This window comes from Pseudomonas sp. BN102 (assembly GCF_029871245.1).
GTDB lineage: Bacteria > Pseudomonadota > Gammaproteobacteria > Pseudomonadales > Pseudomonadaceae > Metapseudomonas.
The window spans coordinates 53,637-79,460 of record NZ_SSON01000029.1 but is presented as its reverse complement, the minus strand read 5'-3'; the positions used below and the strand labels follow the sequence as shown (position 1 = coordinate 79,460).

General features: G+C 66.4%; 21 protein-coding genes and 1 tRNA gene. 6 read left to right on the top strand and 16 right to left on the bottom strand.

All coding sequences use genetic code 11. The features are described from left to right. Positions 1 to 22: 22 nt before the first annotated feature. Positions 23 to 922 (bottom strand): LysR family transcriptional regulator, encoded by a 900-nt coding sequence (locus tag E8F12_RS04195; protein WP_280324039.1) that lies wholly within the window; start codon positions 920 to 922, stop codon positions 23 to 25. Positions 923 to 1,032: 110 nt separating this feature from the next. Between E8F12_RS04195 and E8F12_RS04190 the strand changes: the two genes are divergently transcribed. Together E8F12_RS04190 and speB are read left to right on the top strand one after the other, a co-directional pair. Further along, positions 1,033 to 2,115 carry a polyamine ABC transporter substrate-binding protein gene (locus E8F12_RS04190; RefSeq protein ID WP_280324038.1) on the top strand — a complete coding sequence of 361 codons (1,083 nt, stop codon included), beginning with the start codon at positions 1,033 to 1,035 and terminating at the stop codon, positions 2,113 to 2,115. Positions 2,116 to 2,187: 72 nt separating this feature from the next. Continuing rightward, on the top strand, positions 2,188 to 3,150 hold the full coding sequence (gene speB, locus E8F12_RS04185; protein WP_280288532.1) for an agmatinase: 963 nt from the start codon (positions 2,188 to 2,190) through the stop codon (positions 3,148 to 3,150). A gap of 157 nt (positions 3,151 to 3,307) precedes the next feature. On the opposite strand, the gene E8F12_RS04180 is transcribed toward speB, so the two are convergent. The 3 genes from E8F12_RS04180 to E8F12_RS04170 all read right to left on the bottom strand — a co-directional run bounded on the left by E8F12_RS04180 (position 3,308) and on the right by E8F12_RS04170 (position 8,264). Next, positions 3,308 to 4,867 carry an acyl CoA:acetate/3-ketoacid CoA transferase gene (locus E8F12_RS04180; protein WP_280324037.1) on the bottom strand — a complete coding sequence of 520 codons (1,560 nt, stop codon included), beginning with the start codon at positions 4,865 to 4,867 and terminating at the stop codon, positions 3,308 to 3,310. Between the two features lie 176 nt (positions 4,868 to 5,043). Continuing rightward, the gene (locus E8F12_RS04175; protein ID WP_280324036.1) at positions 5,044 to 6,432 is read right to left on the bottom strand and encodes a GntP family permease; all 1,389 of its coding nucleotides are present in this window, start codon (positions 6,430 to 6,432) and stop codon (positions 5,044 to 5,046) included. Between the two features lie 368 nt (positions 6,433 to 6,800). After that, on the bottom strand, positions 6,801 to 8,264 hold the full coding sequence (locus tag E8F12_RS04170; protein ID WP_280324035.1) for a sigma 54-interacting transcriptional regulator: 1,464 nt from the start codon (positions 8,262 to 8,264) through the stop codon (positions 6,801 to 6,803). 118 nt (positions 8,265 to 8,382) lie between these two features. Between E8F12_RS04170 and E8F12_RS04165 the strand changes: the two genes are divergently transcribed. Beyond that, entirely contained in the window at positions 8,383 to 8,541 is a 159-nt protein-coding gene (locus E8F12_RS04165; protein WP_003084988.1) for a YqaE/Pmp3 family membrane protein, read from the top strand. Between the two features lie 135 nt (positions 8,542 to 8,676). Here the strand turns inward: E8F12_RS04165 and E8F12_RS04160 are convergent, their stop codons facing one another. After that, on the bottom strand, positions 8,677 to 9,525 hold the full coding sequence (locus tag E8F12_RS04160; protein ID WP_280324034.1) for an EamA family transporter: 849 nt from the start codon (positions 9,523 to 9,525) through the stop codon (positions 8,677 to 8,679). 114 nt (positions 9,526 to 9,639) lie between these two features. Here E8F12_RS04160 and E8F12_RS04155 point away from each other — a divergent pair, with 114 nt between their 5' ends. After that, positions 9,640 to 10,524, top strand: coding sequence for a LysR substrate-binding domain-containing protein (locus tag E8F12_RS04155; protein WP_280324033.1), 885 nt, complete (start codon positions 9,640 to 9,642; stop codon positions 10,522 to 10,524). A 163-nt stretch (positions 10,525 to 10,687) separates the two neighbouring features. Here the strand turns inward: E8F12_RS04155 and E8F12_RS04150 are convergent, their stop codons facing one another. From E8F12_RS04150 to E8F12_RS04110, 9 genes are all read right to left on the bottom strand, one after another. Next, on the bottom strand, positions 10,688 to 11,473 hold the full coding sequence (locus tag E8F12_RS04150; RefSeq protein WP_280324032.1) for a lysine/arginine/ornithine ABC transporter substrate-binding protein: 786 nt from the start codon (positions 11,471 to 11,473) through the stop codon (positions 10,688 to 10,690). A gap of 25 nt (positions 11,474 to 11,498) precedes the next feature. Beyond that, the gene (locus E8F12_RS04145; protein ID WP_280324031.1) at positions 11,499 to 12,686 is read right to left on the bottom strand and encodes an amidohydrolase family protein; all 1,188 of its coding nucleotides are present in this window, start codon (positions 12,684 to 12,686) and stop codon (positions 11,499 to 11,501) included. Positions 12,687 to 12,708: 22 nt separating this feature from the next. Next, positions 12,709 to 13,371 (bottom strand): flavin reductase family protein, encoded by a 663-nt coding sequence (locus E8F12_RS04140; protein ID WP_280324030.1) that lies wholly within the window; start codon positions 13,369 to 13,371, stop codon positions 12,709 to 12,711. 13 nt (positions 13,372 to 13,384) lie between these two features. Continuing rightward, complete coding sequence (locus E8F12_RS04135) at positions 13,385 to 14,884, bottom strand: amidohydrolase family protein (protein ID WP_280324029.1); 1,500 nt, start codon at positions 14,882 to 14,884, stop codon at positions 13,385 to 13,387. Next, positions 14,881 to 16,077 carry an amidohydrolase family protein gene (locus tag E8F12_RS04130; protein ID WP_280324028.1) on the bottom strand — a complete coding sequence of 399 codons (1,197 nt, stop codon included), beginning with the start codon at positions 16,075 to 16,077 and terminating at the stop codon, positions 14,881 to 14,883. The genes E8F12_RS04135 and E8F12_RS04130 overlap by 4 nt, the downstream gene beginning before the upstream one ends. A gap of 157 nt (positions 16,078 to 16,234) precedes the next feature. Continuing rightward, on the bottom strand, positions 16,235 to 17,287 hold the full coding sequence (locus E8F12_RS04125) for an extracellular solute-binding protein (protein ID WP_280324027.1): 1,053 nt from the start codon (positions 17,285 to 17,287) through the stop codon (positions 16,235 to 16,237). A 48-nt stretch (positions 17,288 to 17,335) separates the two neighbouring features. Next, entirely contained in the window at positions 17,336 to 18,127 is a 792-nt protein-coding gene (locus tag E8F12_RS04120) for an ABC transporter permease (RefSeq protein WP_280324026.1), read from the bottom strand. Continuing rightward, positions 18,127 to 19,041: an ABC transporter permease gene (locus E8F12_RS04115; RefSeq protein WP_280324025.1), complete on the bottom strand. Its 915-nt coding sequence runs from the start codon at positions 19,039 to 19,041 to the stop codon at positions 18,127 to 18,129. The genes E8F12_RS04120 and E8F12_RS04115 overlap by 1 nt, the downstream gene beginning before the upstream one ends. A 1-nt stretch (position 19,042) precedes the next feature. Further along, positions 19,043 to 20,131 (bottom strand): ABC transporter ATP-binding protein, encoded by a 1,089-nt coding sequence (locus E8F12_RS04110; RefSeq protein WP_280324024.1) that lies wholly within the window; start codon positions 20,129 to 20,131, stop codon positions 19,043 to 19,045. A gap of 140 nt (positions 20,132 to 20,271) precedes the next feature. On the opposite strand from E8F12_RS04110, the gene E8F12_RS04105 reads away from it, so the two are divergent. Both E8F12_RS04105 and E8F12_RS04100 read left to right on the top strand, forming a co-directional pair. Further along, positions 20,272 to 20,961 carry a GntR family transcriptional regulator gene (locus E8F12_RS04105; protein WP_280324023.1) on the top strand — a complete coding sequence of 230 codons (690 nt, stop codon included), beginning with the start codon at positions 20,272 to 20,274 and terminating at the stop codon, positions 20,959 to 20,961. An 8-nt stretch (positions 20,962 to 20,969) separates the two neighbouring features. Then, positions 20,970 to 21,707 carry an aspartate/glutamate racemase family protein gene (locus tag E8F12_RS04100; protein WP_280324022.1) on the top strand — a complete coding sequence of 246 codons (738 nt, stop codon included), beginning with the start codon at positions 20,970 to 20,972 and terminating at the stop codon, positions 21,705 to 21,707. Between the two features lie 148 nt (positions 21,708 to 21,855). Here E8F12_RS04100 and E8F12_RS04095 read toward each other — a convergent pair. Both E8F12_RS04095 and E8F12_RS04090 read right to left on the bottom strand, forming a co-directional pair. Beyond that, positions 21,856 to 21,932 (bottom strand) — tRNA-Ile (locus tag E8F12_RS04095). A 15-nt stretch (positions 21,933 to 21,947) separates the two neighbouring features. Beyond that, complete coding sequence (locus tag E8F12_RS04090; RefSeq protein ID WP_280324021.1) at positions 21,948 to 25,685, bottom strand: EAL domain-containing protein; 3,738 nt, start codon at positions 25,683 to 25,685, stop codon at positions 21,948 to 21,950. Positions 25,686 to 25,824: the final 139 nt, after the last annotated feature.

The following is a 25,824-nucleotide window of genomic DNA, read 5'->3' as shown; positions in this document are numbered from 1 at the left end:
ATCCGGGGAAGAGGGTGGGGCGTCACGCCACGCCAAATGCTTCCAGCAAATCCTCCACAAATGCCACCTGCGCCTCGCTCGGCTGCCGCCCACGGTGTCGGCTGAGGTGGAACTGCACCCGATATCCCGTTTCCCCCGGCAAAAGCGCCCGCAATTGTCCTGCCGCCTCCCAAGGCGCGGCGATATGTTCGGGCAGGTAGCCGATATGCGCCCCCGAGAGGACGAACGCCAGGCTGCATTCCACCTGCTCGGTGCGGGCGCTGCTCGGGCCGCTCGGGAAAGGCTGCCGCGCTTCCTCGAAGCGATAGGGGTGGTGCACCAGGTCGCAGCCGGCCAGGTCGTCGAGGCTGACCTCGGCGCGCTCGAATAGCGGGTGTCCGGCACCACAGAACAACCGCTGCTGCTCGCTGAACAGCGGCTGGTAGTCCAGCGCCGCCTGGCCACCGGAGAAGTAGCCGATGGCGAGGTGCAACTGGTCCTGCAACAGGCGGCGTTCCAGTTCGGCGGGCATGGCGCTGATCAGCTCGAACTGCACCGCCTGGCTGCGCTGGCGGAAGCGCCCGATGGCCGCGCCCAGGCGCAGCAGCACCTGGTTGTCGAGGGATTCGGAGAGGCCGATGCGCAGCTCGCCGAGGAGCAGGTCGGCCATGCCCCGGGCTTCGCCCTTGAAGGTCTCGATGGCCCCGAACAGCTTGCGCGTGGCAGCCAGCACATGCTCGCCCTTCGGCGTCAGGCGGAAACCGGCCTTGCCGCGTTCGCAGAGACGAAAGCCCAGGCGCGTCTCCAGCTTGGCCATCTGCGTGCTGATGGTGGACTGGCCCACCCCCAACTCGCCCTGGGCGGCGCTGAAGCCACCGCTTTCCACCACGCAGACGAAAAGCCGCAGCAACTGGATATCGAGGTCGTGGAGCTGGCTGAGCATGGTGGCACCAAACATTGATGGCGGTAGATGCCAAAGTAGAACACTTCATATTTATCCAACGCAAAGCCGGGCTCAGCATGGCTCCACCTGCAATCCCCCAGGAGCCCACCATGCGTTTCCCCCTGTTGCTTGCCGCCCTGTTCGCCTGCGCCTTGCCGGTGCACGCCGAAGACAAGGCGCTGAACCTCTACAGCTGGTCCGCCTACATCCCCGAGAAGGCCCTGCAAGGCTTCAAGGCGCAGAGCGGCATCGAGGTGAAATACGACATCTTCGACAGCGCCGAGGCCCTGGACGCCAAGCTGCTCACCGGCGGCAGCGGCTACGACGTGGTCTTTCCCGCCAGCAGCGGCCTGGCCCGCGCCATCAAGGCCCAGGCGGTGCAGCCGCTGCAGCGCGAACGCCTGAAGAACTTCGCCAACCTCGACCCCGAGCTGCTGGCCAAGCTGGCCACGGTCGATCCGGACAATCGTTTCGGCGTGCCCTACACCTGGGGCACCGTGGGTCTGGGGATCAACAAGGACGCAGTGACCAAACGCATCCCCGACGCACCGCTGAACAGCCTCGACCTGCTGTTCAAGCCCGAGTACGCCAGCCGGCTGAAGGACTGCGGCATCGCCGTGATCGACTCGCCGCAGGAGGTGATCAGCATCGCCCTGCACTACCTCGGCAAGGACCCCTACAGCGCCGACAAGGCCGACCTCAAGGCAGTGCAGGAACTCTTCGCCCAATTGCAGCCGAACGTCCGCTACGTCGGCGCCGGCAAGCACATCAACGACCTGGCCAAGGGCGAGATCTGCCTGGCGCTGACCTACAACGGCGACGCTGCCATCGCCGCCGACCAGGCGCGCCAGGCGCAGATGCCCTTCGAGGTGATCTACCGCATTCCCCGCGAGGGCACCCTGATCTGGTTCGACACCATGGTCATCCCCGCCGACGCGCCGCACCCCGAGGCCGCCCACGCCTTCATCGACTACATGCTGCGCCCCGAGGCCATCGCCGAACTCACTAACACGCAGTTCTTCGCCAACGCCAACCAGGCCGCCAAGCCACTGTTGGCGCCCGAGGTGGCCGGCGACCCGGACATCTACCCGAGCAAGGAGGTGCGCGACCGCCTGTTCGGCGAGCAGATCCAGTCGCTCAAGGACCAACGCGCCCGCACCCGCCTCTGGACCAGCTTCCGTACCCAGTACTGATCAGCCTTCAGACCCTCACCCCCAGTCCCTCTCCCTGAAAGGGAGAGGGGAGCCAAATCGATGGAGCCCGAGATGGACCACGCCTACGACAACGACCAGGCCATCACCCGCGACAGCCTCTATGGCACCGCCGCCGAATCCACCTACGCCGGCATCACCAGCTTCATGCGCCGGCGCTACAGCCGCGACCTGCGCGGCGTCGACCTGGTGGTCAGCGGTGTGCCTTTCGACACCGCCACCACAAACCGCCCCGGCAGCCGCTTCGGGCCGCGCGCCATCCGCGCCGCCTCGGTCCAGATGGCCTGGGCCCGCCACTATCCCTGGGAGTTCGATCCCTTTGACCACCTGGCGGTGATCGACTACGGCGATTGCGCCTTCGACCACGGCGTGCCGCAGGACACCCCGGAGCTGATCCAGGCCCATGCTGCGCGCATCCTGGAGTCCGGAGCGGCCATGCTCACCCTGGGCGGCGACCACTTCATCAGCTACCCGCTGTTGAAAGCCCACGCCGCGAAGCATGGCCCGCTGTCGCTGATCCACTTCGATGCCCACAGTGACACCTGGCCGGACGAAGAGGTGAAACGCATCGACCACGGCACCATGTTCTACCACGCCGCCCGCGAGGGCCTGGTGGACCCGGCGCGCTCGGTGCAGGTGGGCCTGCGCACCACCAACGACGACGTGATGGGCTTCCAGGTGCTGGACGCCCGCGAAGTGCATCGACACACGCCGGAGCAGATCGCCGAGCGCATCCGTGCACGGGTGGGCGACAACCCGGTCTACCTGACCTTCGACATCGACTGCCTCGACCCGGCCTTCGCCCCCGGCACCGGCACCCCGGTTTGCGGCGGGCTGACCAGCCACCAGGCGCTGGAAATCCTCCGCGGCCTGCGCGGCATCAACCTGGTGGGCATGGACGTGGTGGAAGTGGCGCCGCCCTATGACAACGCCGAGGTCACCGCCCTGGCCGGCGCCACCCTGGCGATGGAGATGGTCTGCCTGTATGCGGCGCGGCATAAGTTGGGGATGCGCTGAAGGCCTGCAAGGGTGGAAATCGCTTTTCATTTCCACCATTCGGCGTCCGGCCGGGCCGCGAATGGTGGACCGGTAAAGCATGGTCCGCCCTACGATTATCCGGTGCGAACAAAAAAGACGCGGGCCCAGGACGGGCCCGCGTTTTCACGCACGAAACTCAATTACCGCCAATCAACCCACGCAGCCCGATCCGCCCCTCGCGGAACAGCCGCGCATCCATCAGCTTCGGCTCCCGCACTATGGGGCGGAAATCCATGCGCGCGAGGATGTCCCGCTCCAGGTCCACGCCCGGCGCAATCTCGATCAGCTCCAGACCATCGAGGGTCAGGCGGAACACGCAGCGTTCGGTGACATAGAGCACCGGCTTGGCGGATTCGGCCGCCAGCCGGCCGGCGAAGGTGCGGTGCTCCACCTGGGCTACGAACTTGCGCACCGCGCCGTCCTCGACGATGCGCAGGGCGCCGTCCTCAATGCGGATGTCCTGCTCGCCCGCGCTGAAGGTGCCGACGAAGACCACCGCCTTGGCGTTCTGGCTGATGTTGATGAAGCCGCCGGCGCCGGCCAGGCGCGCGCCGAACTTCGACACGTTGAGGTTGCCCTCGGCGTCGGCCTGGGCCAGGCCGAGAAAGGCGATATCCAGGCCGCCGCCGTCGTAGAAATCGAACTGGTAGGGCTGGTCGATCAGCGCGCTGTGGTTGCTCGCTGCACCGAAATCCAGGCCGGAGGCCGGCACGCCGCCGATCACGCCGGGCTCGGCGGTCAGCGTCAGCAGGTCGATCACCCCTTCCTCGGCGGCCACCGCCGCCACCCCTTCGGGCATGCCGATGCCCAGGTTGACCACCGCCCCCGGTGGCAGCTCCAGGGCGGCGCGGCGGGCGATCAGCTTGCGCAGGTCCAGCGGCATGGGCGCCAGGCTGTCAGTCGGTACCTTCACCTCGGCGGCGAAGGCCGCGTTGTAGGCCGTGGCGAAGGTCTGCTGATGGTTCTCCGGACGGGCCACCACCACGCAGTCGACCAGGATGCCGGGGATCTTCACCTCGCGCGGATTGAGCGAACCACGGGCCACCACCCGCTCCACTTGGGCGATCACCTGGCCGCCGGAATTGCGCGCGGCCATGGCGATGGCCAGGCTCTCGATGGTCAGTGCCTCGCGCTCCATGGACAGATTGCCGTCCTCGTCGGCACTGGTGGCGCGGATCACCCCGACATGGATCGGGAAGCTCTTGTAGAAGAGGTAGTTCTCGCCATCGATGGCCATGCGCCGCACCAGTTCTTCGGTGGTCCGCTCATTGAGCTTGCCGCCGCCGAACTCGGGGTCGACGAAGGTGCCCAGCCCCACCCTGGAGAGCTGTCCCGGCTTGCCGGCAGCGATGTCGCGGAACAGCTGAGAGATTACCCCCTGGGGCAGGTTGTAGGCCTCGATACGGTTCTCCACCGCCAGCTTTTGCAGGCCCGGCACCAGGCCCCAGTGGCCGCCGATCACCCGCTTCACCAGCCCTTCGTGGGCCAGATGGTTGAGGCCACGGCCCTTGCCGTCGCCCTGGCCTGCGGCATACACCAGGGTCAGGTCGCGCGGCGCCTGCTCGGCCTGGAAGCGTTGCTCCAGGGCGATGGCGATCTCCTCGGCGAAGCCGATGCCGACGAAGCCGCCGGTGGCCAGGTTGGCGTTGTCTGGAATCCGCGCCACAGCTTCGGCGGCGCTCATCACTTTGCTCATGGTTGTCCTCGAGCGATTGAATCTGAATTCGGGGGACCTGCTTTTCCTGTGGGGGCGATTTCAATCGCTAAGGGGCGCGCAGCGGCCCCATAAAAGAATACAAGGGCAGCCCTACGGTCTGCTTAGCGAATGAATTCGCCCCCACAAGAGCAGGTGCATGGCATTGGCGCCGGCGGTCAGAAGCTCCCCACCAGCGTACCCAGCACGATCACCAGCACCAGGGGCACTACCGGGAACAGGGCGCTGGTCATGAAGACGTACTTGTAGGAGTCGCGGTGGGTCAGCTTGCAGATCGCCAGCAAAGTGATCACCGCGCCGTTGTGCGGCAGGGTGTCGAGGCTGCCGGAGGCCAGTGCGGCGACCCGGTGCAGCAGCTCGGGGCTGATGCCGGCGGCGTTGGCCATTTCCAGGTATTGCGCGCCGAGGGCCTTGAGGGCGATGGACATGCCGCCCGAGGCCGAGCCGGTGATGCCGGCCAGGGCGCTGACGGTCAGGGCCTCGGACACCAGCGGGTTGCCCGGCGCGAGGTTGAGCAGCAGGTCGCGGATCACCACGAAGCCGGCCAGCGATGCGATCACGCTGCCGTAGCCCACTTCGGAGGCGGTGTTGAGGATCGGCAGCATGGCGCCGAAGGTGCCCTCGTTGACGCTCCTCTTCAGGTCCACCCAGCGCCGCCAGTGCATCACCACCAGCAGCAGGATGGCGGCGGACAGGGCGATGATGATCGCCCAGAGGCCGATCAGCGACTTGGCGTCCTGCAGGCCGCCGAACTCCGGCCTGGCCAGGTAGCTGGTGTCGACACCGGGCAGGTAGACCTTGGCCATCAGGAAGTTCAGCACGATGACCACCAGGATCGGCAGCAGCGCCACCCAGAAACCGGTACTCAGTTGGGCAGCCTCGCCGCGCGGGTCGTCAGCGTGGTCGCCGTAGCCTTCGCCGGCCGCTTGTAGTTTGCGGGCCTCGGCACTGAGCCACCAGGACCCCAGGGCAAAGATCACCACCCCGGCAAGCAGGCCCAGGCCCGGCGCGGCGAAGGTATCGGTGCCGAAGAAGGGGATCGGGATGGCGTTGGTGATGGCCGGCGTGCCGGGCAGGGCGGTCATGGTGAAGGTGAAGGAACCCAGGGCGATGGCGCCCGGCAGGATGCGCTTGGGAATCCCCGCTTCGCGGAACAGCGCCGCGCCGATGGGGTAGACGGCGAAGGCCACCACGAACAACGAGACGCCGCCGTAGGTGAGGATGCCGCAGGCGATGACGATGGCCAGCACGGCGCGCGAGCTGCCGATCTTGCTGACGATGCCGTGGGCGATGGCACGGGCCGAGCCGGAATCGTCCATCAGCTTGCCGAAGATGGCGCCGAGCAGGAACAGCGGGAAGAACTGGATCAGGTAGCCGCCGAGGGCTTTCATGAAGACCTGGGTGTAGGTCGGCAGCAGCAGCGCCACATCGCCGGCGAAGAGCACCGCGAGCAGGGCCAGCAGGGGCGCGAGGAGCAGGACGTTGATGCCTCGGTAGGCGAGGTACATCAGCAGAGCGAGTGAAACCAGGATACCTAGGGTGCCCATGGGGACTTCCTTCTTGTTGTTGTGTTCCGCCGCGTCGGGGCGGCTTGTGAAGGCGATAGAGCGAAAGCTGTGCCAGGAAGCGCTATGGAAGTGGCGAGAGGCTCTGGGGTGAGGGTTCAGGGGCTATTCAGCGGTTCGGGAGGGTTGAGTGGGGTGTCCAGGAACCTGGACGGGTGTCCGCGCGAATGGACAGTTAACTCTTTGGGTGTCCAGATTTGTGGACATGTCAGGCTGGCTCGATTCCTGTAGGGGCGAATTCATTTGCCAAGCAGACCGCAGGTCTGCCCAGGGGATTCCCGGGGGCCGCTTCGCGACCCTTGGCGAATGAATTCGCCCCTACAAAGTATTGCCCGACCGCAGCGTTGGGATCAGATCCCATGCACCTGTAGCTTGTTGTACAGGCTCGCCCGGGCGATGCGGAGGCGTTCGGCGGCCTGGGTGCGGTTGCCATTGCAGGCGGCCAGGGCGGCGAGGATGGCCTGGCGTTCGGCGGCGGCCAGGCTGTCGGCCAGGGGGCGGACTTCGCTGGTCGCAGGCAGTGCTTGCGGGGCGGGCAGCGGGGCGGATGCAGTCGCCGGCAGCGGGTCCACCAGCAGCGCGCGGATGGCACTGGCCGAGAGCGGGCCGGCTTCGCTGCTCATCTGCGCCCTTTCCAGGAGGTTACGCAGTTCGCGCACATTGCCCGGCCAGGACTGGGCCTGGAGCAACTGCAGGGCGCCCTCGGCCAGCTCCAGCGGCGGCTGGCCAGAGCGGCTGGCGATATCGTCCAGCAGGTGTTCGATCAGTGCCGGCAGGTCTTCTCGCCGTTCGCGCAGGGGCGGCAGGCGCAGGGCCAGGACATTGAGGCGGTAGTAGAGGTCCTCGCGAAACTGCCCGGCGGCCACCTTGGCTTCCAGGTCCACATGGGTGGCGGCGATCACCCGCACGTTGAGCGCCTTCACCTGGTTGGAGCCGAGCGGCTCCACTTCTTGCTCCTGCAGCACGCGGAGCATCTTCGCCTGCAGGGGCAGTGGCAGGTCGCCGATCTCGTCGAGGAACAGGGTGCCGCCGTCGGCCAGCTCGAACTTGCCGGCGCGGCCACGGCGGTCGGCGCCGGTGAAGGCGCCGGGCGCAGTGCCGAACAGCTCGGCTTCCACCAGGGACTCCGGGATGGCCGCGACGTTCACTGCAACGAAGGGGCCATTGGCGCGAAGCGACAGGTTGTGGATGCCCTGGGCCAGCAGCTCCTTGCCGGTACCGGTCTCGCCGCGCAGCAACACCGTGGCGTCCAGTTGCGCGGCACGCCTGGCCTGACGCTTGACCTCGCTGGCGGCGGCGCTGGCGCCGATGAAACCGGCGATGGTGTAGCGCGCGCGGCGGGCCCGGGCCAGTTCGCGCTGGGTGGCGGCCAGTTGGGTCTGCAGCTGGTTGTACTTGGCCATGACCGGCTGCAGGTGGCGCGCACGGTCGAAGAGCACGAAGCCCAGGGCGCCGACCAGGGTGCCGTCGGCATCGCGCAGGGGAATGCGGGTGACCACGAAGTGCTCGTCGCCGAAGGCCATCAGGTCGAGCATGCTCGGCTGGCCGTTCTGCACCACCTCGCGCAGACGGCTGGCCGGCAGCACTTCCTCGATCTCCTTGCCGAGCACGCTGCGCGGGTCGTGGATGCCGACCTTCTCGGCGTACTTGTCGTTGATCCAGACGATCCGCGCCTGGCGATTCACCGCGATGGTGCCTTCGCATTGGGCGTTCAGGTGGTCGAACAGCAGCGGCATGGCCACTTCGCGGAATCGCTCGGGGGACACGCCTATGACCAGGCCGTTCTGGTCGAGGTCTTCGCTGGCGATGGGCATGGCGGGGGCATCCGGCTGAAACATCGGGCAGCGATTATGGAGGCGCACTGCAATGAACGCCTAGTCTGTAGGAATGTCGGTTACTAGGCAGATGATTTTTCCCTCAAGGAGCTTGTACATGGACCTGATCCGCATCCTTATCGCCATCCTCCTGCCACCGCTCGGCGTATTCCTCCAGGTCGGCTTCGGCGGTGCCTTCTGGCTGAACATCCTGCTGACCCTGCTGGGCTACATCCCCGGTATCGTCCACGCGGTGTACATCATCGCCAAGCGCTAGGAACGGGCTCGATCTCCCGTAGGTTGGGTCGGGCGGCGTTTTGCGAGCGCAGCGAAGCCCAACATTTGGCGTGGCGTATCGTTGGGCTTCGCGTAGCTCAGCCACAACCTACGATCAGCCTGGCATCGTTCGGGGCTAATCCACCAGCTTGATCAGCAGGATGCCCGCGGTGACGACGCAGGCGGCGAGGATGCGGCGGATGCCGAAGGGCTCCTTGAACACCAGGCTGGCGATGACGGCGGCTATGATCACGCTGCTCTCGCGTAGGGCGGCGACTTTGGCCACGTTGTCCAGGGTCATGGCGAACAGCACCAGGCCGTACGCCACGCAGTAGTTGAAACCGCCGAACAGGCCGAGCCGCCAGTTGTCGCGGGCGAAGCGCAGCACCAGCGGGCCCCGGCGCATCCAGGCCAGCACGGGGATGGTCATGCTCTGCATCAGTGTCAGGTAGACCACGAACTGCAGCACGCTGTCAGCGCGGCGCACGCCCTGGGCATCGATCAGGGTGTAGAGCGCCACCCCGGCGCCGGCCAGGGCGGCACAGCCCAGGGCCTTGAGGGCGCGGGACTCCAGGCGGGTGTGGAGCAGGCTGAGGATGCCGGCGGAAATCAGCACGATGCCCAGCAGCATGGCGCCAGACATGTGTTCGCCGAACACCAGCCCGGCGCAAAGTGCCACCAGCAGTGGCGGCAGGCCGCGTACCACCGGGTAGACCTGGCCGAAGTCGCCGAACTGGTAGGCGCGGATCAACAGCAGCCGATAGAGCGTGTTCACCACCACCGACAGGCCGATCAAGCCCCAGACCACCAGTGGCGGCGGGCTGACCAGGGGCAGCAGGGCGATGCTGAAGCAGAAGGCCACGCCGTCCACCAGCGCCATGGACGAGAGGCGATCGCTGCCGGCCTTGATCACCGCATTCCAGCTGGCGTGCATCAGCGCGGAAAGCAGGACCACCAGGGTGGCGAGGTCGGTATCGGCGAGCACGGAGAACTCCAGGGGCGATGAAGCGGGGGGATGCGCGTAGCGTGCGGCGTCATCGTTCCATCATTCAAATCGTTTATCGTTATCCGTCGAATAAGTCCTGCTGATGGTATTGCGATGAATCTCTTCCAGCTCCGCGCCTTCGATGCGGTGGTCCGCGAGGGCAGTTTCACCCGCGCGGCCGAGCGTCTGTGCATCAGCCAGCCGGCGGTGACCGGGCATATCAAGGCCCTGGAGGAGCACTACCAGGTGCGCCTGTTGCGGCGCACCGCGCGCCAGGTCGAGCCCACCGAGCTGGGCCGGCGCCTGGCCGCCATCAGTCACGCGCTGTTCGCCCTGGCGGAACAGGCCGAGGACCTGCTGGACACCAGTTTGTCCCTGGAATCCGGCCGCCTGGACCTGGCCGCCGACAGCCCGCATCTGGTGATGCCACTGCTGGCGCGGATGCGCGAGCGCTATCCGGGGGTGAACATCAACCTGCGCCTGGGCAACACCCAGGAAACCCTGAGCGCGCTGAATGGCGAGCGGGTGGACCTGGCGGTGATCAGCGACATGAGCGAACGTCCAGGCCTGCACCTGCAGCCGCTCGGTGAAGCGCGCCTGTGCCTGCTGCTGCCGGCCGCCCACCCCTGGGTCGGCACGCGCGAGGAAGTGGCCCTGCATGAATTGCGCAGCGAAGTGCTGCTGCAACGCGAACCCGCCTCCCTGACCCGGCGCACCTTCGAGCGCGCCTGCAACGTACAGGGGCTGGAACTGCGCGCCGCGCTGGAGCTGAACAGCCGCGAGGCGGTGATCGAGGCTGTGGCGGCGGGGCTGGGGGTGAGCATCGTGTATTCGCTGGAAGTGCCGCGCGATCCGCGGGTGGTGGCAATGCCGCTGCAGGGCGAGGGGCTGGTCAGCCGGCACTTTCTCGCCTGCCTGGAGCGGCATGCGGAGTTGCGGGTGGTGAGGGCGTTCTTCGAGGTGGCAGGCAACGCCCTCTCCCCCGGCCCCTCTCCCTGAAGAGGAGAGGGGTGACTCGCGCTTGAACGAACGACGGCAGCCGGGGGCACGGAGTCATGCCAATTGAGCGGTCAATTTGCTGCACGGATTGGCTCCCCTCTCCCTTCAGGGAGAGGGGCTGGGGGAGAGGGCGGCGGTCGGTAACCCACCCTCCCCCTGCGTCTTACTGAATCAACTTGCTGACTTCGCCATCCGGGAAGTAGCTCTCGTAGATCTTCTGGTAGGTGCCATTGCGGCCGATATTGCCCAGGGCGTGGTTGAAGCGTCCCATCAGTGCGTCATTGCCCTTGCGGAAGGCGATGCCGGCGCCCTTGCCGAAGTATTCCTCCTCGTCATAGCTCGGGCCGTTGAACGCGAAGTCCTTGCCGCCCTCGCTCTTGAGAAAGTTCTCCTTGAGGTTGATGGCGTCGGCCATCATCGCGTCGACGCGGCCGGAAATCAGGTCCAGGTCGGCTTCCTGCTGCGAGCCGTACTGCACCATCTGCACGCCACGCGGTACGAGCTTCGCCTGGACGTAGCGGGCATGCACGCTGCCGCGCAGCACCGCCACGCGCAGGCCGTCGAGCGGACCTTGCGCAGTGATCTCCGGGCGATCCTTGCGGGTCACGAAGCGCGCCGGGGTCTTGTAGTAGCTGCGGCTGAAATCGACCACCTTGAGGCGTTCGCTGGTGACCGTCATGGACGACATGATGCCGTCGATCTTCTTCACCCGCAGTGCGGGGATCAGGCCGTCGAAGGGCTGTTCGACCCAGGTGCAGCGCACCTGCATGTCGGCGCAGAGGGCGTTGCCGATCTCGATCTCGAAACCGGCCAGGCTGCCGTCGGGTTTCTTGTAGGAGAAGGGCGGGTAGCTGGCCTCGACGCCAATACGCAAGGTTTCGGCATCCTGGGCCAGGACCTGGCCGCTGGCGAGCAGGGCCAGCAGGCTGGCGACAATCTGTTTTCTCATGGTGGTGAACCTCGGGTGTTGGAGTTCATTGGGTGAGGTAGCGACCGTCGCGGGCGACCAGTCGGCCCTTGCTGATCACGCTGCGGCGGTGACTGCGGGAAACCACGGCTTCGGCGATATTGCGCACCGGCATCAGCACGCCGCTGGCGTGGCAGCCGGGCTCGAGGCCGTAATGGGAAAGGCCCAGCGCTCGCGCTCCGTTGACGGTGGCTGCGCGCAGGCATTCGGCGATTTCATGGTCATTGCGCAGGTTGAAGCGGAAGGCCAGCAGCATGGCGCGTTCGAGCATGTCGCCGTTGCCCATGGGGGACCAGGAATCGCGGATGCCGTCGGAGCCGAGGCAGAGGTTCACGCCGCGCGCCGCGAGCGCCATGAAGGGGGGAACTTCGATGTCCGCCGGCGCGGTGCTGAGGATGGAAATCCGCTGGCTCGCCAGGCGCTCGGCAATGGCCTGCAGGCGTCCTGGCCCGGCTTGGCCGAGGCAGAACGCATGGCTGACCATGACCCGCCCTTGCAGTCGATAACGCTCGGTGAAATCGATGATGCGCTCGATCTGCCACAGGCCCAGTTCGCCTTCGTCGTGCAGGTGGATATCGACCCCGCGCTGGTGCGCGCTGGCCAGTTCGAACACCCGGGTCAGGTGGGCGATCGGGTCGTTGTCGATACCGCAGGGGTCGAGACCGCCGACGTTTTCCGCGCCTTGCAGCAGGGCCTGCTCGATGGCGTTGGTGGTGCCCGGATCACGCAGCAGGCCGGTCTGCGGGAAGGCGACGAACTGCATGTCGATCAGGTCGCCGAAGTCTTCGCGGACCCGCTGCATGGCCTGGAGGTGCTGCGTGCCGAGTTGCGCATCGACGTCCACATGGCAGCGGAAGTGCAGCGAGCCGTGGCCGATGCATTCACGGATCAGCGCACTGGCGCGCTCCTCGATCGGCGTGTCGATGCCGCGCAGGGTGGCGCGCTCGTTGTCGATGCGCTGGCTCAGGCTGTCGCCGGCCGTATGGCTGTGCCAAGCCTCGCCCCACAGGGTCTTGTCGAAATGCGCGTGGGCTTCCACCAGCGGCGGCAGCATGAGCTGCCCTTCGCCATCCAACAGCACGGCGTCGCTGGCGCGGTGAGCCGGCGGGCTCAGCTCGACGATCCGGCCGTCAGCGATGGCGATATCCACCAGCGCGCCGCCCCATGGGCGGACCTGGGTTATCCATTGGGTCATCTGGGTTCTCTCGAAAGGTGCTTCAGCGGGTTTGCGGCCACAGGCGTTCGCCGCCGTGCGGGTCGTCGCGCCAGGCCTGCAGCGAGCGCGTTTGCAGGTCGAAGTAGTCGCGCGTGCGCGCATAGCCGTGGCCGCCCATGCGGCCGATGGCGTCGAGGCCGAGCTGGTCGATGTAGAGGGTCTGCGGGTCGATCAGGTCTTCGCGGACGTGGGCCATCAGCACTTCGCCGAGGATGATTTCCCGCGACTGGCCGATGGACAGGCCCATCATCCGCCGGCATTCCAGGGCCACCGGCGCCTCGGCGATGCGCGGGCAGCCGACGCGGCTGCCGGGCAGGGCGCTGAGGCCGGCGGCGAGCAGTTCGTCGAAGCCGGGCTCGAAGGGCACGGCACAGACGTTCATCGCCTCCACCAGCGCATCGTTGACGATGTTCACGGTGAATTCCTGGTTCAGCAGGATGTTGCGCGTGGTGTCCTTGGGGCTGAGGTCGGCGTGGTTTTCCACCCCCAGGGCGAGGATCGGCGGGTCGGCGGAAAGGGCGTTGAAGAAGCTGAAGGGCGCGGCGTTGGCGCGGCCATTGGCATCGACCGTGGTCACCAGGGCGATGGGCCGGGGCACCACGCTGCCGATGAGGATCTTGTATTTCTCGCGGGGGCCCAGTTGGGCGAAGTCGAAGCTCAGCATGGTGATGTTCTCGTTATTGGTCGGGCGCGCTGGCGAGGGTGCAGAGGGGCCGCGCCTCGCTCCAGGCATCGGCGAAGGGAATGGCCGGCTGGAACAGGCCGCGCCAGTCGGGCTGGCCGAAGGCGCGATCGGCGTGGCTCTGCATCAGCTTGTGGAACTGCCGTTGGGCCTGGCGCTGGAGGCTGGCGTAGTCGACGCCGTTTACCTGGCCGTCGTGCATCACGCAGCGGCCGTCGATCCAGCTGGCGATGCAGTCGTCACCACGGCCGGCGAGGATGAGGTTCTTCAGCGGGTCGAACAGCGGCCCCAGGTGCAGGCCGTCGAGGCTGAACACCGTGATGTCGGCCTTGGCACCGGGCGCCAGGCGGCCGAGGTCGTCGCGGCCAAGCGCCTGGGCACCGCCCAGGGTGGCTGCGTTGTAGAGGTCGAGGGCGCTGGTCCGTTCGCTGCCGCCTTCCTTGAGGCGGGCGATGTTCAGGCCCTGGCGCATGTTGTCCAGCAGGTCCGCCGGCCAGGTGTCGGTGCCGAGGGCGAAGTTGACGCCCAGGGAGCGGTAACGGCCGAAGGAGTCCAGCGCTTCGCCGTCGCGGGCGAACACCACCGGGCAGTGCACCAGGCTGGCGCCGCTGTCGGCCAGGCGCGCGAGGTCGTCGTCGCCTTCGATGTAGATGCCGTGGGGCAGCACGGCTCGCGGGCCGAGCAGGTCCAGCTGTTCCAGCCAGGCGAGCGGCGCCGTGCCGCGCAGCTGCTTCACCAGCGCCACTTCATTCGGCCCCTGGCAGCAGTGCAGGCGCACCGGGGCGGCCAGTTCGCGGCTGAGGGCGGCGGTGCGTTGCAGCAGGGCGGGCGTGCAGGTCTGGATGCGGTCCGGCAGCAAGGCACCACGGATCAGGCCGTTGTGGGCACCGTCGAAGTTGCGGAAGAAGCGTTCGGCGGCTTCCAGCCCGGCCAGGCCGCGCGCCTCGTCCCAGTGCTCGGCGCGGCTGCCGTCGGCGCGCAGGTACTGCATGCCGCTCATGTAGCAGGGGCCGAGGTAGGTGCGCAGTCCCAGTTCGGCGGCGACCCCGGCCACGGCGGCGAATTCGTCGTAGGTTTCCGCCCACTTGCGGTAGTACATGGAGGTGATCGGCATGGCGGTGGTGATGCCATTGCGGATCAGCTGGGTGAAGGCGTAGCGGTACTTGAAGACTTCCTCATCGAAGCTGTAGCTCTCCCGCGGGCCTTCGGCGAGGTACTGCTCGGACCACATGCGGCCCATCCGGCGCTCGTCACCGTTGTCCAGGCAGAGCACGGTGGAGTCAAGGTCGCCAAGGGCGTCCAGGTCGATGAAACCGGGGCCGAGCAGGGCGTTGCCGTAGTCGATCCACTGGTCGACAGGGCCGGGGAAACCCCTGCCGACGAAGAGAATGCGTGCGCCTTCGATCACCACTTCGCCATCGCGCCAGAGCACGTGGCGCTGGCCATCGAAGCCGACCACGCAGCTGGCCTTGAGGCCGATGCGTGGAAGATTCACAGGCGGCTCTCCAGCAGGCGGCCCTGCGCGGCGATCAGTTTTCCGGCGCGATACACCTGGCGTGGCGGCCGCGCCACCACGGCTTCGCCGAGGCTCTGTGCCGGTATCAGCAGGAAATCGGCAGTGCCGCCGATGACCAGGCCATGCTCGGGCAGACCCAGGGCCTTCGCGCCATGGAGGCTGGCGGCGTCGAAGGCGGCAGCCAGTTCCTCGTCCTTGTTCAGGTCGAAGCGGAAGGCCAGGAGCATGGCGCGTTCCAGCATGTCGCCGTTGCCCATGGGCGACCAGGCGTCACGGATGCCGTCGGAACCCAGGCAGAGGTTCACGCCCGCCTCATGCAGGGCGAGGAAGGGCGGCACGGCGCAGTCGGCCGGTGCCGAGCTCATCAGCGAGATGTCGAGATCGGCCAAGCGGCGGGCCAGGGGTTCCACCTGACTCCAGGGCGCCATGCCCAGGCAGTAGGCGTGGCTGATCATCACCCGGCCCTGGCGGTTGAAACGCTCGGTGTAGTCGGCGATGCGGGCGATCTGCCAGAGGCCCAGTTCGCCCTTGTCATGCAGGTGGATATCCGCGCCCCGGTCGAATTCGGCGGCGAGATTGAAGACGATGTCGAGCTGGGCGATGGGGTCGTTGTCGATGCCACAGGGGTCGAGCCCGCCGACGTTCTCCACGCCCAGGCCAAGTGCCTCGCGCATCAGCTCGGCGGTGCCGGGGCGGCTGACCAGGCCGGTCTGCGGGAAGACCACCAGCTCCAGGTCGATCAGGTCGCGGTAGCGCTCGCGCAGGGCCTGCATGGCCTCCACGTGGCGCAGGCCGAATTCGGGGTCGATATCCACATGGCAGCGCATGGAAAGCGAGCCGCGGGCGATGCAGTTTTCCAGCAAGGCGCCGGCGCGCTCGGCGATGGGCGCGCTGACCTCGCGCAGCACGCGGCGCTCGTTGGCAATGTAGTCCTTGAGCGTCGGGCCTGCGCTGTTGGGGCGCCAGGGCTGGCCCCAGAGGGTCTTGTCCAGGTGGATATGGCTTTCCACCAGGGCGCAGGTCATCAGCTGGCCAGCGCCGTCCAGTTCGCCGGCGGCGAGCGGTGCGGCGCTGGCCGGGCGGCGCTCGGCGAAGCGGCCGTGCTGGATGAGAAAGTCTTCGGCCGCGCCGCCGAAGGGGCGGACGTTGCGCAGCCAGTAGGTGTCGGTCATGGGGACCTCGAAAGCAGTTCGAAAGGTGGAGTTCCCGTAGGAGCGAGCTTGCTCGCGAAGAGTCGGGCGCCGTTCGCGAGCAAGCTCGCTCCTACAGGAGACCGCTGCGCGGCCCTTGGCGAATGAATTCGCCCCTACAAGGGGACGGTATTCGTCCTCAGCCCTTGAGCTTGGACCAGATGCGGTCCTGCAGCTCGCGGGCCTGGTTACTGCACTCCTTCTCGGGGCGCAGGCGCTCGGCGTATTCGTTGGGCATGTTGATGGCGTCCATCACCTGCCATTTCTTGTCGAGCAACTGGTCGCTTTCGATGCCGTTGGCGTAGGCGATGGCGTTGGTCACTGCGGCGGCGTTTTCCGGCTTCATCATCCAGTCGATGAAGATCTTCGCGTTACCCGGGTGCGGGGCGCTCCTGGGCACGGCGAAGTTGTCCTGGAACATGGCCACGCCTTCGCGCGGGTAGACGTACTTGATGGTGCTCTTCTGCAGGGTGGCGCGGGCGGTGGAGCCGTTCCAGTTCTGCATCATGACGACTTCGCCCGAGGCCATGCGGTCGACGGTGTTGTCGGAGCTGTACATCTTCAGGAAGGGCTTCTGCTTCTGCAGCAATTCGAGGATGCGCTTGGCGTCCTGCGGGTTTTCGGTGCACTCGTTCACGCCCAGGTAATGGCTGGCGGCGTTGATCAGGCTGCTGGGGGTGTCCAGCGCGGCGAGTTTGCCTTGCAGTTCGGGGCGTGGCTCGAAGAATTCCTTCCAGGACTCGTCCAGCTTGCCGCCCGGGACCTGCGCGCTGTCATAGGAGAAGCCGGTGGTGCCCCAGAGGTAGGGCGCCGAATATTTGCGGCCGGGGTCGAAGTCGGGGTCGCGGAAGGCCGGTTTCACATGGGCGAAGTTCGGCAGGCTGGAGGCGTTGATCTCCTGCAGGTAGCCCTGCTCGATCAGGGTGCGCATGATCGAGTGCGACGGCACGATCACGTCGTAGGCGGCGCCACCGGCCTGCAGTTTGGCCAGCAGGGTTTCGTTGCTGTCGTAGCCGTCCATGGTGACCTTGATGCCGGTCTCCTTCTCGAATTTCGCCAACAGCTCCACTGGGTAGTAGTCGGTCCAGTTGTAGAAGAACAACTCCTTGGGCTCCTCCGCCTGGGCGAAGGTCGCGGCGAAACAGCTCAGGGCGAAACCGGCTACCCCATGACGCAATGCTTTCAACTTCATTGTTTTTCTCCGGGTTGAAGAACAGGTTGGGCAGTGGTGGAACGAGGTTCAGGCGGCGGGCTTGCCTCGCTGGCCGAGCCAGTAGGAGAGCACCACCAGGACGATCGAGATCACCAGCATCACCGTGGAGATGGCGTTGATCTCGGGGGTTACCCCGGCCTTGATGGCCGAGAAGATGTAGACGGGCAGCGTGGTCGAGCCGGGTCCGGCGACGAAGAAAGTCATGATGAAGTCGTCCAGGCTGACCACGAATGCCAGCACCGCACCGGACAGCACCGCCGGGAACAGCAGCGGCAGGGTCACCCGGCGGAAGGTGTGGAAGGGATTGGCGTAGAGGTCGTTGGCCGCTTCCAGCAGGCTCTTGTCCAGGTCGTTCAGCCGGGCGCGTATCGGCAGGTAGGCAAAGGGGATGCAGAAGCCGATGTGGGCGATGATCACCGTCAGCAGGCCCAGTTTGATGCCCAGGGCCATGAACAGCAGCAGGGTGGCCACCGCGGTGACGATCTCCGGCAGGATCAGCGGCAGGTTGATCCCGCCTTCCACCATCTTCTGCCCGTAAAAGGGCTTGTAGGTGGCCAGCGCCGCCAGCAGGGCGATGGCAGTGGCGCAGACGGTGGCGATGCCGGCGACGATGATCGAGTTCAGCGCCGCCGCCTGGATCGACGGGTTGGCCAGGATGCGCCCGTACCAGGCGAAGGAGAACTCGGTCCAGACGGTGGCGGTGCGGTTGGCGTTGAAGCTGTAGGCGATCAGCACCAGGATCGGCAGGTACAGGTAGGCCAGTACCAGCAGGCTGGTCTCGCGGGTCAGCGGCAGTTTCTTCAGGTGGTTGGCGATCATCAGCGGGCTCCCTGGCGGAAGGCCTTGGCGGCCTTGCGGGCATAGAGGGCGTAGAGCACCAGGGCCAGCAGCATCAGCCCGAGCAGGAGGAAGGACAGCGAGCTGCCCAGCGGCCAGTTGCGCGCGGTGCCGAACTGCTGCTGGATCAGGTTGCCGATCATCAGGGTCTTGCCGCCACCGAGGATGGCGGGGGTGATGAAGGCGCCCAGACTCGGCACGAACACCAGCAGGGAACCGGCCACCACGCCGGGCATGGACAGCGGCAGGATCACCCGGCGCAGCGCCTTCCAGCGGTTGGCGCCGAGGTCATAGGCGGCTTCCACCAGGCGCCAGTCGAGTTTCTCCAGGGTGGAGTAGATCGGCAGGATCATGAACGGCAGGAAGCTGTAGACCAGCCCGACCACCACGGCGAAATCGTTGTACAGCAGGGTGATGCCGCCGGCCTGGGGGAGCAGCGCGTTGAGGCTCTGGGCCAGCCAGCCGTGCTCGCGCAGGATGATCAGCCAGGCGTAGTTGCGGATGAGCAGGTTGGTCCAGAAGGGGATGGTGATCAGCAGCACCATGATGTTGCGCGAGCGCTCGCTGAGGCTGGTCATCCACAGGGCCACGGGGAAGCCGAAGAGGAAGCACAAGAGGGTATTGCCGCCGGCCTGCAGCACCGAGCGCAGCAGGGCCTGGGCATAAACCCAGTTGAGTTCCAGATTGCCGTCGAAATCCTCCTGGAAGAACAACTGCACGTAGCTCTGCCATTGCCAGTCGGCGCTCCAGTCAACGCCGCCGTAGAGATTGCGCGGCAGCAGGCTGATATAGCCCATGATGCCGAGCGGGATGGCGATCAGACCGAGCAGGGTGAGCAGCACCGGCGACAGCAGCAATAGCCGGTTGAGGCTGGGGGAGGTGGCGCTGACGCTCATCTCAGGCCTCCATCAGCAGGCAGGCGTGGGGCGGCAGGTGCACGGCCACGCTGGAGCCCACGGCACGGGCGCTGGTGGCGCCTTCGTTGCTTTCCCGCAGCATCACCTTCACATCGTTGGCCAGGCGGCACTGGTAGAGGGTGGCGGTGCCGACGTAGAGCACGGCTTCCACCACGCCGCGCAAGTGGTGCGGCTCGGACGGGTCCACCAGCTTCGAGCGCTCGGGGCGAAACGCCAGCTGGGCCGTGCCGGCGCGGGTGCCGGCGTCGGCGGTGCAGGGGATTTCCACCGGCAGACCATCGGGACGGAACAGGTTGCCGTTCTGCGGGCACTGGCGCAGCTGGCCGGGGAGGAAGTTGATGTCGCCGATGAAGTGGGCGACGAAACGGTGCTGCGGGCGCTCGTAAATCTCGTTGGGCGTGCCGATCTGCAGGATCTTGCCGCTGGACATCACCGCGATGCGGTCGGAGAGGGTCAGCGCTTCTTCCTGGTCGTGGGTGACGAAGATGAAGGTGATGCCCGCCTCCTGCTGCACGCGCTTGAGTTCGACCTGCATTTCCTTGCGCAGCTTCAGGTCCAGCGCCGACAGCGGTTCGTCCAGCAGCAGCACGTCCGGGCGCGGTGCCAGGGCGCGGGCCAGGGCCACCCGCTGCTGCTGGCCGCCGGACAGCTCGGCGGGGCGGCGGCGGGCCAGGTGTTCCATCTGTACCAGGGCCAGCATCTCCTTGACGCGCGCCGGAATGGCGTCGCGCTCCAGGCCCTGCATCTCCAGGCCGAAGGCGATATTCTCGGCCACGCTCATGTGCGGGAAGAGCGCGTAGCTCTGGAACACGGTATTGACCCGGCGCCGGTAGGGCGGCAGCTCGTCCACCCGCTGGCCGCCGATATGGATGCTGCCGGTGCTGACCTGCTCGAAGCCGGCGATGGAGCGCAGCAGGGTGGTCTTGCCGCAGCCCGAGGGGCCGAGGAGGGTGAAGAATTCGTTGTGGCGGATGCTGACCGAGACGTTGTCGAGCGCGGGCGCCACCTCGGGATCGGTGGTGTAGCGCTTGCTGACGCCTTGCACCTCGATGGAGGACGTGTGCTTCATAATGGTGCATTCCTCTTGTTTTTGTATGCAAAAATTGAATGCAATCTAGAAATACTCGGATTATGCTGACAACGCAACCGGGATTTGCCGCCCATTCGTTTCGGGCGGAATCAGCTTGCGAACGCATTTAGGAGTCACGAATGGCAGACAAGAAGCTGGAAACCACGGTGGACCGCGTCTACGAGGGGGTTTACCAGGCCATCAGCAACCGCTCGCTGCGGCCCGGCATGAAACTGGGCGAGTCGTCGCTGGCGGAGTTGTTCAACGTCAGCCGCACCTCGGTGCGGGCGGCGTTGAAGCAACTGGAGGCCGATGGCCTGGTCTCCACTGAACCGAACAAGGGCGCCTGGGTATCGCTGCCCAGCGACCAGGAGATCCGCTCGCTGTTCGAGACGCGGCGGCTGATCGAGATTGGCATCGTCACCGAACTCTGCCGGCGGCGGGACAGCGCGGCCATGCGGGACCTGCGCGAGCACCTGCTGCTGGAGGAACAGGCCCGCCGCAGCCACGACCACGAGCGGCTGATCCATTTGCTCGGCGAGTTCCACATCAAGCTGGCCCAGGCGCTGAACAACCCGGTGCTGCTGGACTGGTTCCGCAAGCTGATCTCCCGCGCCTCGCTCTACGTGGCGGCGCTGGACGACGAGCGCCACGACGCCTGCCGCGACGATGAGCACCTGCGCCTGATCGAGTTCATCGAGGCCGGCAACCAGAACGCCGCCATCGAGTTGACCTGCTTCCACCTGGCCGCCATCGAGACGGCCATCCTCGAGTCGGCCGGCAAGCTCAAGGCCAACTACCACCCGCTGAAACACCTGATCGAGACCTGACCTCGGCCATGAAGATCCAGCTGATCAACCCGAACACCAGCACCGCGATGACCGCCAGCCTGGCCGAGTCAGCGAGGCCCCTGCTGCGAGCCGGCAACCAGTTGCTGGCGGTGACCAACAGCGCGGGACCGGCCTCCATTGAAGGCCACTACGACGAGGCACTCAGCGTGCCCGGCCTGCTCCAGGCGATCCGCGACGGCGAGCGGGATGGCGCCGAGGGCCACGTGATCGCCTGCTTCGGCGACCCCGGCCTCTTGGCCGCGCGGGAAATCGCCCGGCACCCGGTGATCGGCATCGCCGAGGCGGCCATGCACCTGGCCACCTGGGTCGCGACCGGGTTCAGCATCGTCACCACCCTGGGCCGGACCAAGGTCATCGCCCGCCACCTGGTGGAGCGCTACGGCTTCCACCAGCACTGCCGGGGCATCCACGCCGTGGAGATTCCGGTGCTGGCGCTGGACCAGGACCCGCAAGGCCTGCAGCGCCTGATGCGCGCAGCCTGCCTGGAGGCGCTGGAGCGCGACGAGTCCGGTGCCATCGTCCTCGGCTGTGCAGGCATGAGCCATCTGGCGATCAGGCTGCAGGACGAACTGGGCGTACCCGTGATCGACGGCGTGAGCGCCGCGCTGAAGATGGTGGAGATGCTCGGGGAGTTGCGGCTCAGTACCAGCAAGCGGGGTGACCTGGACTTCCCACTGCCCAAGCGGTATGCGGGCTTTCTGCAGGGCTTCGCGGTTGGGGCCTGATCGCCGACGCCACGGGGGCTCTCCCGTGGGTGCCAGGTTGCCGGGCGGCGGATCCCCGTGGGCGGAATGTGGACGTTGAACGCTTCCAGAAGAGAGCTTCTGTCCAGTCAGAAAAACGCAAAAGCCGCGCAATGCGCGGCTTTTGATTTGGTGGGCCCACACGGACTCGAACCGTGGACCAAAGGATTATGAGTCCTCTGCTCTAACCGACTGAGCTATAGGCCCCAGAAGGCCGGCGGATTATACAGGCGCTTTTTTCTGGGCGCCAATCGCGGGGAGCGGGCTGAGGAATTTTCTCGCGAAGGCCTCGGCTGGTAAGGCTGAGCTGACGATGAAGCCTTGAATCTGGTCGCAGCCTTCAGCCGCGAGGAAGTTCTCCTGGGCCTTGGTTTCGACACCTTCGGCGATGACGGTGAGCTGCATGCTGCGGCCGAGGGCGATGATGGCGCGGCTGATGGCGGCGTCGTTGGGGTCGTCGGGCAGGCCGCGGACGAAGGATTTGTCGATCTTCAGCACGTCCAGCGGCAGGCGCTTGAGGTAGCTCAGGGACGAATAGCCGGTGCCGAAGTCGTCGATGGCCAGCTGCACGCCGAGCGTCTTGAGGCTGTGGAGCACGCTGAGAGCTTCTTCGGCCTGGCTCATGATGAAGCCTTCGGTAATTTCCAGCTGCAGGCGCTGGGCTTCCAGGCCCAGGCCCCGGATCAGCTGCTGCAGGCGCTCCACCAGCAGCGGCTGGCGCAGTTGGGCGCCGGCGAGGTTGACCGAGAGCGGACCGAAGGGGGCGTGCTGTTCCTGCCATTGCTGCATCTGCCGGCAGGCGTGCTGCAGCACCCAGTCGCCAAGGAGCAGGATGAGGCCGGTTTCTTCTGCGAGCGGGATGAAGCGCTCTGGGGGGATTTCGCCGAACCGCGGATGGTGCCAGCGCACCAGGGCCTCGGCGCCCACCAGGCTCTGGTGCTGCAGGCTGAGCTTGGGCTGGTAGCACAAGGACAGTTCGTTGCGCTCCAGCGCGCGGCGCAGCTCGGTCTCCAGGGCCATGCGCTCGGTGGCCTGGCTGGTCAGGTCGCGGGTGTAGAACTCGATGCGGTTGCGGCCGCGGGCCTTGGCCCGGTACATGGCGGCGTCGGCGTTCTTCACCAGGGTGGCGACGTCCAGGCCGTGTTCCGGGAAGAGGCTGATGCCGATGCTGGCGCTCATGAAGAACTCGTGCTGGCCAGCGGGGAAAGGCACCACGAAGCAGGCCAGCAATTTGTTGGCCACGGCCTGGGCATCGGCGGCGTTGTGCAGGCCGGGCAGCAGAATGATGAATTCATCGCCGCCGAGGCGGGCCACGGTATCGATGTCGCGCAGCTGCTCGCGCAGGCGGCTGGCGATGCCCTTCAGCAGCAGGTCGCCCACCGGGTGGCCGAGGCTGTCGTTTATGTGCTTGAAGCGGTCCAGGTCGATGAACAGCACCGCGCCCTGGTGGTGGTCGTTGACGGCATCGGCCAGAGCCAGTTGCAGTCGGTTCTCGAACAGCAGGCGGTTGGGCAGGCCGGTGAGCGGGTCGTGGTGCGCCTGGTAGTCGAGGCGCGCCTGGGCGTGCTTTAGCGGCGAGATGTCAGCGAATACGCCGACGTAGTGGGTGACCCGGTTGTAGCGGTCGCGAACGGCGCTGATGGTGAGCCATTCCGGATAGGGGTCGCCGTTCTTGCGGCGGTTCCAGATTTCCCCCTGCCAGTGGCCTTCACGCTCCAGCTGATGCCACATGGCGGCATAGAAGGCGCTGTCGTGTTGGCCGGAGGCGAGCAGGCGTGGCGATTGGCCGAGCGCTTCGCTTTCGCTGTAGCCAGTGATTTCGCTGAAGGCGCGATTGACCGCGGTGATGCGCTGCTCGGTGTCGGTGATCATCACGCCTTCGGCGGTGCTTTCGAAGACGGTCGCGGCCTGGAGCAGCTTTTCCTGCATCTGCTGGCGCTCGGTGACGTCGCGGGCGATGGTCAGCATGCAGGCGTCGTCGCCGATGGGGATGGGCTGGGCGGAGAGCTCGCAGAGGCGGATCTGCCCGGCCTTGGTGCGGACGGTCGCGGTGAAGTGGTGCAGGCTGCCCTGGTCGCGGACGACCCGGATCATGTGTTCGCGTTCGGCCGGATCGGCCCAGAGGCCTAGGTCCAGAGTGGAGCGGTCGGCGATTTCCTGGGGGCTGTAGCCGGTGATCCGGCTGAAGCCGTCGTTGGCTTCCAGCAGGAGGCCGTCGCTGATGCGGGAGATGAGCAGGCCGTCCGGCGAGGCGTGGAAGGCACGGGCAAACTTTTCTTCGGACACCTGCAGCAGCTGCTGGGTTTCCTTGAGCTGGGTGATATCGCGGACCACGACCACCAGGGCAGGGGTGTCGTCCAGGTCGATGGCCTGGGCCGAAATCAGGCCGGTGAAGGTCTCGCCACTGGCGCGGCGGAAGGGCATTTCCAGGTTGTGCAGCGGGTTGCCCTGCTGCAGGCGCTGGAGGAGTTTCGGACCGATGCCGGGGATGCCCCAGATATCGAGATCGGTGGCGGTCTTGCCGAGGGCATCGCTGGCCTTGATACCGATCTGTTGCTCGAAGGTGTGGTTGATCGCCAGCAGGCTGCCGTCGGTGCGACGGGCGATGACGATGATGTCCGGGCAGTTGTGGAACACCGAGGCGAACTTCTGCTCGGAAAGGCGCAGGGCCTGTTCGGTCTGCTTGGCCTCGGTGATGTCGATCATCAGGCCCCGCATCATCTGGGTCTCCCCGTGGGGGATGAGGGTGATGATGTCGCGCACCCAGAGCACCCGGCCGTCCGCGGCGATCATCCGGTAGTCGAGACTGTGGTCGCGACCGGCCAGGGTTTCCGCTTCGCAGAAGGCGTTGGCCCAGGCGGAATCGTCAGGGTGCAGGGTGCGGCGCCAGAAGCCGGGTTCCCGCCAGGTGGCCAGAGAATAACCGAGCAACCGTTCGGCGTGGGGCGACACGTAGGTGTAGCAGTAGTCCTCCACACGCATTTCCCAGGCGATGGCATTGAGGCTTTCCACCAGGCCCCGGTAGTGCTGCTCGCTGCTGCGCAGCTCTTCCTGGAGCGCCGCTCGGCTGGCCATTTCGCTGCTGAGGCGGCGGTTGACGCGCAACACGAAGAAGAGCACGCCGGCCAACAGGATCAGGCCGGGCAGGCCGTAGAGCAGGGCGCGGCTCCAGTCGGTGCGCTGATACAGGGCTCCGCCCACCCAGCGCTCCTGGATGGCGGCGACTTCTTCGGGGGTGACGTCGGCTAAGACCTTGTCGAGGATGCCCGCGAGGATTGGCTCACTGCGCGGTGTAGCCATAGCCAGTTGATAGCGGTAGGGCGTTTCGCCGCTGATGGCGATGCCTTCCAGCTTGAGCTGGCGCTGGCTCCAGACGCTGGAGGCGAGGTCGCCGACGAACGCGTCCACCTGGCCGGTGGCCAAGGCATGCAGGGCGGCGGCGACGCTGGGGTAGGCCTGCAGGTTGAGGTCGGGATTGTGCGTGCGCAGCAGTTCGTGGGGCGCGTAGTTGGCGACGACGCCGACGCGCAGGCCGTAGAGCCCCTTGAGGTTGGCCGGCTGCGGGCCCTTGGCCTGGGACAGGATGACGATGGGGAAGTCCAGGTAGGGGCGGGTGAACAGCAGGTACTCCTGGCGTTCCGGGGTGGACATGATGCCTGGCAGCAGGTCCAGGTCGCCGTTGCGAGCCTGCTGCAGCACGGCGCCCCAACTGCTGGGTTCGACGGGCGTCAGTTTCACGCCCAGGCGCTGGCGGATCAGGTCGACGTAATCGGCCGCCAGGCCCAGGTGATTGCCCTGCAGGTCACGGAATTCGAAGGGGGGCCAGGAGGTGTCGATGCCTAGGCGCAGCTCGCCGTGATTGTCGAGCCAGGCCTGTTCTTCCCGGGTGAGCGTCAGAGCCCCGGCCGAAGAGGCCCAGAGTGCCAGCCAGAGCATCAGTACGGCCCGCGCTCGCGCCATTGGCAGCCTCTTTCCTTGGGGGGAGATGTCTGGTCGAAGTGTAGACGTGGCCGCTTGCCATCCGAAAGAGAAAAGTGCGGTCTGGCGCGCTATCAGGGATGGACAAAAGAAAACCCCCGGACTGGCCGGGGGTTTCTGG

Coding starts and splice junctions, on each gene's coding strand:
- E8F12_RS04110 (WP_280324024.1), bottom strand. CDS start 20,131: ATGAAGCACACGTCCTCCATCGAGGTGCAAGGCGTCAGCAAGCGCTAC.
- E8F12_RS04125 (WP_280324027.1), bottom strand. CDS start 17,287: ATGAAGTTGAAAGCATTGCGTCATGGGGTAGCCGGTTTCGCCCTGAGC.
- E8F12_RS04155 (WP_280324033.1), top strand. CDS start 9,640: ATGAATCTCTTCCAGCTCCGCGCCTTCGATGCGGTGGTCCGCGAGGGC.
- E8F12_RS04175 (WP_280324036.1), bottom strand. CDS start 6,432: ATGGGCACCCTAGGTATCCTGGTTTCACTCGCTCTGCTGATGTACCTC.
- E8F12_RS04195 (WP_280324039.1), bottom strand. CDS start 922: ATGCTCAGCCAGCTCCACGACCTCGATATCCAGTTGCTGCGGCTTTTC.
- E8F12_RS04130 (WP_280324028.1), bottom strand. CDS start 16,077: ATGACCGACACCTACTGGCTGCGCAACGTCCGCCCCTTCGGCGGCGCG.
- E8F12_RS04190 (WP_280324038.1), top strand. CDS start 1,033: ATGCGTTTCCCCCTGTTGCTTGCCGCCCTGTTCGCCTGCGCCTTGCCG.
- E8F12_RS04090 (WP_280324021.1), bottom strand. CDS start 25,685: ATGGCGCGAGCGCGGGCCGTACTGATGCTCTGGCTGGCACTCTGGGCC.
- E8F12_RS04145 (WP_280324031.1), bottom strand. CDS start 12,686: ATGACCCAATGGATAACCCAGGTCCGCCCATGGGGCGGCGCGCTGGTG.
- E8F12_RS04140 (WP_280324030.1), bottom strand. CDS start 13,371: ATGCTGAGCTTCGACTTCGCCCAACTGGGCCCCCGCGAGAAATACAAG.
- E8F12_RS04180 (WP_280324037.1), bottom strand. CDS start 4,867: ATGAGCAAAGTGATGAGCGCCGCCGAAGCTGTGGCGCGGATTCCAGAC.
- E8F12_RS04120 (WP_280324026.1), bottom strand. CDS start 18,127: ATGATCGCCAACCACCTGAAGAAACTGCCGCTGACCCGCGAGACCAGC.
- E8F12_RS04170 (WP_280324035.1), bottom strand. CDS start 8,264: ATGCCCATCGCCAGCGAAGACCTCGACCAGAACGGCCTGGTCATAGGC.
- E8F12_RS04165 (WP_003084988.1), top strand. CDS start 8,383: ATGGACCTGATCCGCATCCTTATCGCCATCCTCCTGCCACCGCTCGGC.
- E8F12_RS04100 (WP_280324022.1), top strand. CDS start 20,970: ATGAAGATCCAGCTGATCAACCCGAACACCAGCACCGCGATGACCGCC.
- E8F12_RS04105 (WP_280324023.1), top strand. CDS start 20,272: ATGGCAGACAAGAAGCTGGAAACCACGGTGGACCGCGTCTACGAGGGG.
- E8F12_RS04115 (WP_280324025.1), bottom strand. CDS start 19,041: ATGAGCGTCAGCGCCACCTCCCCCAGCCTCAACCGGCTATTGCTGCTG.
- E8F12_RS04150 (WP_280324032.1), bottom strand. CDS start 11,473: ATGAGAAAACAGATTGTCGCCAGCCTGCTGGCCCTGCTCGCCAGCGGC.
- speB (WP_280288532.1), top strand. CDS start 2,188: ATGGACCACGCCTACGACAACGACCAGGCCATCACCCGCGACAGCCTC.